This window comes from Geobacter grbiciae, from assembly GCF_018531165.1.
Classification (GTDB): Bacteria; Desulfobacterota; Desulfuromonadia; order Geobacterales; family Geobacteraceae; genus Geobacter; species Geobacter metallireducens.
Window position 1 is genome coordinate 75,496 of record NZ_JAHDIW010000014.1, and the last position, 10,570, is coordinate 86,065.

Below are 10,570 nucleotides of genomic sequence, written 5' to 3' on the forward strand. Positions count from 1 at the left end.
AGGGACCAGGGACCAGTAAAAGCATCTGCCGGTCCCTGGTCCCCGGTCCCGGGTCCCTATCTTTCCCCCCACTTGAGCTTGGTCCTGAGGACCTCGAAATAATCCTTGCTCCGCGACATGACGAGGCGCGTGCGGTGCTCGGCCCGGCGCACCCGGATGATGTCGCCGCACTTGAGCTCCATCCCCACCTGGCCGTCGAGGGTGAGATAGACATCCTCGTCCTTGGAGATGAGCCTGATGGTTACCTCGGCGCTGGCCTCAAGGACGATGGGGCGATTGGTGAGGGTATGGGGGCAGATGGGGGTGATGGTGAGGCATTCCAGGTCCGGGTGGACGATGGGGCCGTTGGCCGAGAGGCAGTAGCCGGTGGAGCCGGTGGGGGTCGAAATGATGAGGCCGTCGGCCTTGTAGGTGGTGAGATAGTGGCCGTTGACCAGGCTCTCTATGTCGACGATCCGTGCAAGGGCACCCTTGTTGATCACCGCGTCATTCAGCACCCGGTGGGAGAAGACGATATCGTCGCCCCGCTCCACGGTGGCGGCAAGCATCATCCGCTCCGAGACCCGGTAGTCGCCGCCGAGGCAGGCTTCGAGGGCGGGATAAAGCTCGTCCAGGGTGACCTCGGTTAGAAAGCCGAGACTTCCCAGGTTCACGCCAAGGATGGGGATTTCGCGCCCTCCCAGGAGCCGGGCGGCCGAGATGAGGGTACCGTCCCCCCCCAGAACCACCGCCATGTCAGCGAGGTCGGGAATCTCTTCGGAGGCAATGCCGGGTCGCCCCAGATGGCGGGCAAAATGGGCTTCAACGAGCGGAACGATCCCCCGCTGCTCGAGCCAAGTGATCAGCTCCCCTGCCACTCCCTGGCAACGGGGGTCATGAACCTTGCCGAAGATGGCGATTTTTTTCATCGTGCCGACCCTGTTGTTGTGGTATAAGTATGGAATTTACTAGCATAGATCAGGGGGCATGTCCAATGGAAATTCCGCCATTTAGGGGTACTGCCTTCTCCTGAACGACCCAGTTTCCCCCCCTCCCCTGAGGTGACCCCATGAATGATGAAGCGTTTCCGACCGAATCCGGCTCCCCTGAACTCGACACCATGATGCTCATCATCAAGTCTTTCCTTGAGCACCTGGAGTACACCCTGGGCAAGGACAAGTACTCCGCCACCCGCCATGACATCTTCAATGCCCTCGCCTACGCCGTCCGCGACCGGATGGTGGAGCGATGGCTCGACACCCAGCAGGCTTACTACAACGAGGATCCCAAGCGCGTTTACTACGTATCCATGGAGTTTCTCATGGGGAAGACCCTGGAGAACAGCCTGGTGAATCTGGGGCTTCTCGCGGAATTCCGCGAGGCCATGAACTCCCTCGGCTATGACCTCGATGAGTTCATCGAACGGGAGCAGGACGCAGGGCTCGGCAATGGTGGACTGGGGCGGCTTGCGGCCTGTTTCCTCGACTCCATGGCCACCATGGGGGTTCCGGGGTACGGCTACGGCATCCGGTACGAATATGGCATTTTCCGCCAGAACATCATTGACGGTTCCCAGGTGGAAATCCCCGACAACTGGCTCCGTTATCGAAACCCGTGGGAGATGGACCGCCAGGAGCACCTCCACCCGGTCAAGTTCTACGGCAGGGTTGTGGAGCGCAAGGACACCGAAGGCAATACCCTCTTCGACTGGATTGACACCGAGGACGTCATGGCCATGGCCTACGACACCCCCATCCCCGGCTACGGCACCAACACCGTCAACACCATGCGGCTCTGGACCGCCAAGTCGACTCGGGAATTCGACCTCTCCTTCTTCAACGAAGGGAATTACATCCGTGCCGTCGAAAAGAAAATGCTCACCGAAAACATCTCCAAGGTCCTCTACCCGGCCGACAACGTGCCGGAGGGGAAGGAACTCCGCTTCAAACAGGAGTACTTCCTGGCCTGCGCCACGGTTCACGACGTTATCTACCGCTTTCACAAACAGCACGAGGACCTGCGGCGTCTCCCCGAAAAGGCTGCCATCCAGTTGAACGACACCCATCCGGCCCTCTGCATCCCCGAGATGATGCGGGTCCTCATCGACCACCACCGGCTCGATTGGGAGACCGCCTGGAATATCACCACCAGGACCTTCGCCTACACCAACCACACCATCCTCCCTGAGGCCTTGGAGAAGTGGCCGGTCTGGTTCTTTGAGCATATTCTCCCCCGACACATCCAGATCATCTACGAAATCAACGACCGTTTCCTGACCGCGGTCCGCACGCGCTTCCCCGGCGACACGGGCAAGCTGGAGCGGATGTCCCTCATCGAGGAGCACTGGGAGCGAAAGGTGCGGATGGCGAACCTGGCCGTGGTGGGAAGCCACTCGGTGAACGGCGTGGCGGCTCTCCACACGGAGATTATCAAGGAACACGTTTTCAAGGATTTCTTCGAGATGTATCCGGAGCGGTTCAACAACAAGACCAATGGCATCACCCAGCGCCGCTGGCTCAAGTGCGCCAACCCGGACCAGGCGCGCCTCATTGGCGACACCATCGGCAACGGCTGGACCACCGACCTCTACAAGCTCACCCAGCTCCGTCCCCTGGTCGACGATCCGGTCTTTATGGCCCAGTGGCAGCAGGTAAAGCGGACCAACAAGGATAAGCTTGCCGAGTATATCCTGAAACACAACTGTATTCAGGTGAACGCCGACTCCCTGTTTGACTGCCAGGTGAAGCGGATCCACGAATACAAGCGGCAACTGCTGAACGTGCTCCATGTCATCACCCTGTACAACCGAATCAGGGCGAACCCCGACGGCGACTTCGTCCCCCGCACGATAATCTTCAGCGGCAAGGCTGCCCCGGCCTATGCCATCGCCAAGCTGATTATCAGGCTCATCAATGCCGTGGGAGATGTGATCAACAACGACCCCCAGGTTGGGGACCGCCTCAAGATGGTCTTCCTCGCCAACTACAGCGTTTCCCTGGCTGAAAAAATCTTCCCGGCCGCCGACCTTTCGGAGCAGATCTCCACCGCCGGAACCGAGGCGTCAGGGACAGGCAACATGAAATTCGCCCTGAACGGAGCGCTCACCATCGGCACCCTCGATGGCGCCAACATCGAGATCATGGAAGAAGTGGGGCGCGACAACATCTTCATCTTCGGCATGAACGCCGACGAGGTGGAGGACCTGCGCCGCAGGGGCTACAACCCGAGGGATTACTACAGCCGCAACCCCGAGCTGAAAAAGGTTTTGGACATGATCGCCGAGGGGTACTTCTTCCCCGCCAACCGCGACCTCTTCCGCCCCATTGTCGACTCCCTCCTCAACCAGGGAGACCACTACATGCTCCTCGCTGACTATGCCTCTTACGTGGCCTGTCAGGAGGAGGTCAGCCGCCTCTACCTGGACCGGGAGCAGTGGGCACGCAAGGCGATCCTCAACTGCGCCGGCATGGGGAAGTTTTCCAGCGACCGGACCATCGCCGAGTACGCCCGGGAGATCTGGGACGTGGAGCCCTTTGAAGTCCACCCGGTCCTGGAGTACCGCCAGCACGACGTGATACCCGACTGAGCAGAATCAGACCGATGACCGATCTTTTCGACGCCACCGCCGCAACCGAAACCGGCAGGGATGCCCCCCTAGCCGAACGGATGCGCCCCCGCACCCTCGACGACTACGTGGGCCAGGAGCACCTTCTGGGCGAAGGGAAACTCCTGCGTCGGCTCATCGAGTCCGACACCCTCTCATCCCTCATCTTCTGGGGCCCCCCGGGCTCGGGCAAGACGACCCTGGCCCGCATCATCGCCAACGCCACCAAGTCCCACTTCATCTTTTTCTCCGCCATCCTCTCCGGCGTGAAGGAGATCCGCGAAATCGTCAAGGAGGCGGAAAACGAGCGAAAGTACCGGGGGAGCAACACCATCCTCTTCGTTGACGAGATCCACCGGTTCAACAAATCCCAGCAGGACGCCTTCCTCCCCTACGTGGAGAAAGGAGTCTTCACCATTATCGGCGCCACCACCGAAAACCCTTCGTTCGAGGTCATCGCGCCGCTCCTCTCCCGCTGCAAGGTCCTGGTCCTCAACTCCCTGACCGATGAAGAGGTGACAACGATCCTGCGTCGTGCCCTTGTCGACCCGGAACGGGGGCTTGGCAACCGGAGCCTTGCCGTCTCCGACGAGGCCCTCGCTTTCATGGCGGAGCAGGCCCAGGGGGACGCCCGGATCGCCCTCAACACCCTGGAAACGGCGGCGCGACTGGCGAAAAACGGCGAGATCGACCTGGACTCGGCCCGGGAAGCGGCCCAGAAGAAGGCCCTGCTCTACGACAAGGGGGGTGAGGAGCACTACAACGTCATCTCCGCCTTCATTAAGTCCATGCGGGGCAGCGACCCCGACGGCGCCCTCTACTGGCTGGCGCGGATGATCGAAGCGGGGGAAGACCCCCTCTTCATCCTGAGGCGGATGGTGATCCTCGCATCCGAGGATATCGGCAATGCCGACCCGAGGGCGCTGCAAGTGGCGGTTGCAGCCCTTCAGGCGTTCCAGCTTGTGGGGATGCCCGAAGGACGGATCATCATGGCCCAGGCGGTGACGTATCTCGCCACCGCACCCAAGTCCAACGCCTCCTACGCGGGAATCGACGCGGCCCTGGCAGAGGTAAGGAAGAGCGGCGCCCTCCCCGTTCCCCTCCACATCCGCAACGCCCCCACGCGGCTCATGAAGGATCTGGGATACCACGCGGGATACAAGTATGCCCACGACTACGAAGGGGGGCACGTCTCCCAGGAGTATCTCCCTGAACAACTCCGGGGGAAGACCTTTTACGCCCCCCGCGGGCATGGCTACGAAAAGACGATCAAGGAACGGATGGAATATCTGCGGACTTTACAGGAGAGGAACAAGCAATGAAAAAGATCGGCATTCTCACGAGCGGCGGCGACTGCTCCGGCATGAACGCCGCCATCCGGGCGGCGGTACGGACCGCGATCCGCCTGAACATCGAGGTGGTGGGATTCAGAAAGGGATATCTGGGGCTCATGAAGGGGGATGTCATCCCCCTCGACACCAAGGCGGTTTCGGGCATCCTCCACCGGGGAGGGACGTTCCTCCAGTCGGCCCGTTCGCCGGAATTCAAGACCCCCGAGGGGCAGCAGAAGGCCATTGACAACCTGAAGGAGCTGGGGGTCGAGGGACTCGTGGTGCTCGGCGGCGACGGCTCCCTGACCGGCGCCCTGGCCCTGCACCGGCTCGGGCTGCCTGTGGTCGGCATCCCGTCCAGCATCGATAACGACATCCCGTACACTGACATGGCCCTGGGAGTCGACACGGCCCTTAACAACATCATCTACGCCGTTGACTGCATCAAGGATACGGCCAGCTCCCACGCACGGGCCTTTGTGATCGAGGTCATGGGGCGCAACTCGGGATATCTTGCCAGCATCTCCGCCATTGCCACCGGCGCTGAGTTCGCCCTCGTTCCCGAGCGGGAATACGACCTGGCCGAGATCTGCCAACAGCTCCGGGCACGCTTCGAGGAGGGGCGCGATAACGCCATCATCATCCTCGCCGAAGGCGCCGGCCATGCCCGGGAGATCTCCGACAGCATCAAGGACGCCATCGGCTTCGAGACGCGGATCACGGTGCTGGGCCATTACCAGCGCGGCGGCGCGCCGACCGTCTTCGATCGGCTCCTGGCAAGCCGTTTCGGCAAGCGGGCGGTGGAACTCCTCATCTCCGGCAACTCCGGGGTGATGGTGGGACTTTCCTGCAATGCCATTCTCGCCACACCCCTGGAGGACGTCATCAAAGGCGAGAAACGCCCCCAGGACGAGGTATTGCGGCTGGCAGAGGTATTGGGGGTTTAGAGTTAGGGAACAGTGCGGGGAGAGGTTCAGGATCGCACAAGGGCGACCAGATCGCCATGGTGGTCGATGCACGTCATGGCGGGAAGGTCTGCCTTGTAGGCGACAAAAGGCACCCCGGCGGCCTCGGCGGCCATGGAGTCCACGGCCGAGTCCCCCACGAAAAGGGCTTCGCCGGGTTTGATGCCGAAGTGTTCAACAACCCGCAGAAGCGGCTCCGGGTGGGGTTTCGGGTTGGCCACCTTCGAGGCGGTCATGACGAGAGCGAAGTAGGAAGCAAGGTCGAAACTTTCCAGGACGGTGTCCATGGAGGTTGACCGGTTGGTGCAGACGGCCAGCTCGACACGACCCCTGAGCACATTGAGGGTTTCGCGGAAACCCCGCTCCATGACCATGAGAGGCACCAGGTCCCGGTAGTCGATCCGGCCGGCACAGCGGAGCGCCTCTTCCCACTCCCCCTGGTCAGGGAAAAAATGAGCGAGGACCTCCCGGTTGGCATAGGTATGGAGGATGCGCATCTGCTCCTCGTCGGACCGGTCGAGGGGCTTGCGCCCCATCATCCCCATGATCCGCTGGTAGAAGGCGAGATTCGCCTCGAAGGAGTCGAACATCACCCCATCACAATCGTAGATTACTGCCTTGTAACGCACGCTTACCCCATGCCGCCCGCTGGCGGAGGTTACCCTTCACCGTCGGACGGTTCGCTTTTCAACGAATCCAGGTACTCCTCCCACTCCACGGGGAGGAGGTACTTCTTGCGGTTGTTGCACTCCTTGCAGGCCGGGACCACGTTGCCGCGGGTACTCTTGCCGCCCCGCACGACGGGCACCAGGTGGTCCATGGTGAGCTCCTCGGGCGGGAAGATTTCACCGCAGTAGTGGCAGATGCCGCGGGCAATCCGGTTCTTCCACCACTGGCTTCGGCGAAGCTCCCGGGCCTTTTCCTTCTCCCGCTTCACCTCCTGCTCCGACACCTCAACGATGAAGTAGTTCACCGCCGTCCCTGCCCCTTCTTTCTGAGCTCGTCAATGGCCCCCCGAGCCAGGGCGTCACAGCGCTCGTTCTCGGCATGGCCGTTGTGCCCCCGAATCCAGGTCCACTGGATCCGGTGAGTCTTGGAGAGTTCAAGGAGCCGTTCCCAGAGATCCCGGTTCAGCACCGGTTCCTTCTTGCTGTTGACCCACCCCCGCCGAATCCATCCTGGAAGCCATTCGGTCATTCCCTTCACGAGATACTGGGAGTCGGTGGTGACGACAACCTCACAGGGACGCATCAGGGCCTCCAGCCCCCGGATGGCGGCGGTCATCTCCATCCGGTTGTTGGTGGTCTCCCATTCGGCGCCGGATAACTCCTTTTCCGTAGCGCCACACCGCAGGATGCCCCCCCAGCCGCCGACGCCCGGATTGCCGCTGCAGGCACCGTCGCAGAAAAGTTCAATCCTTGTTGACATAAGCCCCTTCCGCCTTCAGAAGATCAGCTATGGCTGTCATGACCCGCCCGACAATCAACTGGTGAGTCTCCTTGTTGTCTTCGCGGGCATACAGGTCTGCAAAATCGAGAGGTTTTCCGAATACGATGGCGGCATCCTGGCCTACACCGGGAAACTTCCAGCGATTGAGGCCCACGAGGGCCGTCGGTACCACCGTGGGACGCGTGTCGTAGATAATCTTGCCCACGCCCCGGTTGCCTGGGCCGAGAACTCCGTCCTTATGGCGGGTTCCCTCAGGGAAGAGCATCACCTTTTCGGTCAGGAGAAGATCGTTGATGACCTTACCGGCGCGGATGTCACGCCCCCGCTTGACCGGAAACGCACCCCACGAACTGTAGAGCCACTGCTGAAAACGGCTGGTGAAAAGCTCTTCCTTGGCGGGAGCCCAGACCATCTGCAGGGGATAGTGACGCAACACGGCCCAGGGAATGAAAATTGTTTCGTAGGCGGAGATGTGGTTGGAGGCGATCAGGACTCCACCATCCTTCGGCAGGTTTTCAATCCCTTTAACCCGAAACCTGTTGAGAGTGGATGCATAGAAACCGATTACATGGGCAGAGAATGTAACCCAGACACGGCGAACCAGGGAAGCCTTCAAGAAAACCTCTGAATCATGTGGAATGAACTGTTTATATCATTTTTTCGAAATCAGGGGCAACCGTGAATACCAATGCGCCCGCAAGGGTTGCGGCAAAAAGAGACGGGGAGGCGTCCGCGACACCTCCCCGTCGTCCATCACACGATTAAATCAGGGTTTTGCTTACAGCATCATATCCTCAGTTCCTCACTTGAGGGGAGCAAATGCGCGCATCCAGCAACGTCACGGCACCATCACCGTCCATATCGAGAGTGAGGTTGTTAGTCCCCCTCCCTGCAATGATCATTTTGACATCATCGATGGTTACAAGACCATCACCGTTGACATCGCACGAATTGACGACGGACAGGGGCACCGCAGATCCCGGGGCTGATAACACCGTAATATAGAAGCTCTGTGACGTTTTTCCCCCCTTGCTGTCGACCGCCTGGACACTCACATATTTCGAGCCGGTCTGGGATTCAGTCGGCGTCCAGCTGATGAGACCGCTTATCGCGTCAATCGTCATCCCTGACGGTGCCGATGACAACCTGAAGTACACGGTGTCGCCATTGGAATCCGTTGCATTCACATCATAGTTGTACAAAGTATCAACGACTGCCGTGGTCACAGCCGTCGAGGTGATCTTCGGCGAGCTGTTGGAAGAGCTGTCGGCTACGGAAATCTTGAAGCTCTGGCTTGCGTAAAGACCAGCTGTGTCCTTTGCTCTCACCGTTACCGAATAGGTGCCGGTGTCCCCCGGACGCCAGTAGATGAGACCGGTGGTCGAGTTGATGGTCATGCCCGACGGATAGGTGCTCAACGAGTAACTGACAGTGTCACCATTCGGATCAGAAGCCACTACCTGATAGTAGTAGTAGCCGTCCTTATATCCTGTTGTCACCGGAGACGATGTGATCACGGGGGGCTGCTTGGTGATAACGGCGTTCACGGTGAGGCTCACGCTCGCCGTTGCCGTGCTGTAGTTGACGGTGTCGGTCGGTGTGAAGGTGGCGGAGAGAGTTACGGCGCCTGCGGTGTTCAGGGCTGTCCCGGCAGCAGGGGTGTAGGTGAAGGTGCCCGGAACGTTCGCTGTGGCGTTAAGCTGAGTGCTACTGAGAGTCGTACCAACCGACACTGCCGCCGGCGTTGCCCAGGTGATGACCGGGGTCTGCTTGGTAACGGCGTTCACTGTGAGGTTAACGCTCGCCGTTGCCGTGGTGTAGTTGACGGTGTCGGTCGGCGTGAAGGTGGCGGAAAGAGTTACGGTGCCAACGGTGTTCAGGGCTGTCCCGGCAGCCGGAGTGTAGGTGAAGGTGCCCGGAACGTTCGCTGTGGCGTTGAGCTGAGTGCTACTGAGAGTCGTGCCCACCGACACTGCCGCCGGCGTTGCCCAGGTAATTACCGGAGTTTGCTTGGTAACTGCGTTCACGGTGAGGATAACGCTTGCCGTTGCCGTGTTGTAGTTGACGGTATCGGTCGGTGTGAAGGTGACGGAGAGAGTTACGGAGCCAACGGTGTTCAGGGCTGTCCCGGCAGCAGGGGTGTAGGTGAAGGTGCCCGGTACGTTGGCTGTGGCGTTGAACTGAGTTGAAGAGAGAACCGTGCCTACCGTTACCGGTGAAGGTGTGGCCCAAGTAATTACCGGTGTGGCTTTAACATCTGTTGCTGTGACATTAACATAGAAGCTCTGTGACGTGCTTCCTCCCTTGCTGTCGACAGCCTTGACACTCACATATTTAGACCCGGTCTGGGATTCAGTCGGCGTCCAGCTGATGAGACCGCTTATCGCGTCAATCGTCATCCCTGACGGTGCCGATGACAGCCTGAAGTACACGGTGTCGCCATTGGAATCCGTTGCATTCACATCGTAGGTATACAGCGTACCAACGGTTGCCTTTGTCACGGCCGTAGAAGTGATCTTCGGCGAACTGTTGGAAGAAGAATCAACTACGGATATTTTGTAGCTCTGGCTAGCGTAAAGCCCGGAAGTGTCCTTTGCTCTCACCGTCACCGAATAGGTGCCGGTGCTCCCCGGATGCCAGTAGATGAGACCGGTGGTCGAGTTGATGGTCATACCCGACGGATAGGTGCTCAATGAGTAGCTGACGACGTCGCCATTCGGATCAGAAGCCACTACCTGATAGTAGTAGTAGCCGTCCTTATATCCTGTTGTCACCGGAGACGAGGTGATCACGGGCGGCTGATTGATGGTAACGGCGTTTACTGTAATATTCACGCTTGCCGTTGCCGTATTGTAGTTGACGGTGTCGGTCGGAGTAAAGACGGCCGAGAGAGTTACGGTGCCGGCGGTGTTCAGGGTTGTCCCGGCTGCCGGGGTGTAGGTAAAGGTACCTGGAACGTTGGCAGTGGCGTTGAGCTGAGTGCTACTGAGAGTCGTGCCCACAGACACTGCCGCCGGCGTTGCCCAGGTGATGATCGGAGTCTGCTTGGTAACGGCGTTCACTGTAAGGTTCACGCTCGCCGTGGCACTGGTGTAGTTCGCGTCAGTCGGGGCGAAGGAGACGGACAGCGTCTGGTTTCCGGCGGTGTTCAGCACGGTCCCGGAGGCCGGGGTGTAGCTGAAGCTGCCGGCAGTATTGGCTGTGGCGTTCAGTTGGGTGCTGCTGAGGGCAGTGCCGACGGG

The 10,570-nt window shown here is 60.0% G+C and carries 9 protein-coding genes; 3 read left to right on the forward strand and 6 right to left on the reverse strand.

Annotated features, from left to right (window positions below; all coding sequences use genetic code 11):
• Nucleotides 1-56 precede the first annotated feature (56 nt).
• Nucleotides 57-908, reverse strand: coding sequence for an NAD(+)/NADH kinase (locus tag KJB29_RS15335; protein WP_215735284.1), 852 nt, complete (start codon nt 906-908; stop codon nt 57-59).
• Between the two features lie 140 nt (nt 909-1,048).
• Here KJB29_RS15335 and KJB29_RS15340 point away from each other — a divergent pair, with 140 nt between their 5' ends.
• The 3 genes from KJB29_RS15340 to pfkA are packed head-to-tail and all read left to right on the forward strand — an operon-like array spanning nt 1,049 to nt 5,861.
• Entirely contained in the window at nt 1,049-3,565 is a 2,517-nt protein-coding gene (locus tag KJB29_RS15340) for a glycogen/starch/alpha-glucan phosphorylase (protein WP_215735285.1), read from the forward strand.
• 14 nt (nt 3,566-3,579) lie between these two features.
• Entirely contained in the window at nt 3,580-4,905 is a 1,326-nt protein-coding gene (locus tag KJB29_RS15345) for a replication-associated recombination protein A (RefSeq protein WP_004514422.1), read from the forward strand.
• Nucleotides 4,902-5,861, forward strand: coding sequence for a 6-phosphofructokinase (pfkA, locus tag KJB29_RS15350; RefSeq protein ID WP_215735286.1), 960 nt, complete (start codon nt 4,902-4,904; stop codon nt 5,859-5,861). The genes KJB29_RS15345 and pfkA overlap by 4 nt, the downstream gene beginning before the upstream one ends.
• A 26-nt stretch (nt 5,862-5,887) precedes the next feature.
• Here pfkA and KJB29_RS15355 read toward each other — a convergent pair whose 3' ends face one another.
• The 5 genes from KJB29_RS15355 to KJB29_RS15375 form a co-directional block, all read right to left on the reverse strand.
• Nucleotides 5,888-6,508, reverse strand: coding sequence for an HAD family hydrolase (locus KJB29_RS15355; RefSeq protein WP_215735287.1), 621 nt, complete (start codon nt 6,506-6,508; stop codon nt 5,888-5,890).
• A 29-nt stretch (nt 6,509-6,537) separates the two neighbouring features.
• Nucleotides 6,538-6,852, reverse strand: coding sequence for an HNH endonuclease (locus tag KJB29_RS15360; protein ID WP_215735288.1), 315 nt, complete (start codon nt 6,850-6,852; stop codon nt 6,538-6,540).
• Nucleotides 6,849-7,307 (reverse strand): ribonuclease HI, encoded by a 459-nt coding sequence (gene rnhA / locus KJB29_RS15365; RefSeq protein WP_215735289.1) that lies wholly within the window; start codon nt 7,305-7,307, stop codon nt 6,849-6,851. Before rnhA ends, KJB29_RS15360 begins: the two co-directional genes overlap by 4 nt.
• Nucleotides 7,291-7,944 (reverse strand): lysophospholipid acyltransferase family protein, encoded by a 654-nt coding sequence (locus tag KJB29_RS15370; protein ID WP_215735290.1) that lies wholly within the window; start codon nt 7,942-7,944, stop codon nt 7,291-7,293. The genes rnhA and KJB29_RS15370 overlap by 17 nt, the downstream gene beginning before the upstream one ends.
• Before the next feature lie 178 nt (nt 7,945-8,122).
• The coding region (locus tag KJB29_RS15375; RefSeq protein WP_215735291.1) for a beta strand repeat-containing protein at nt 8,123-10,570 on the reverse strand (2,448 nt) is incomplete at its 5' end.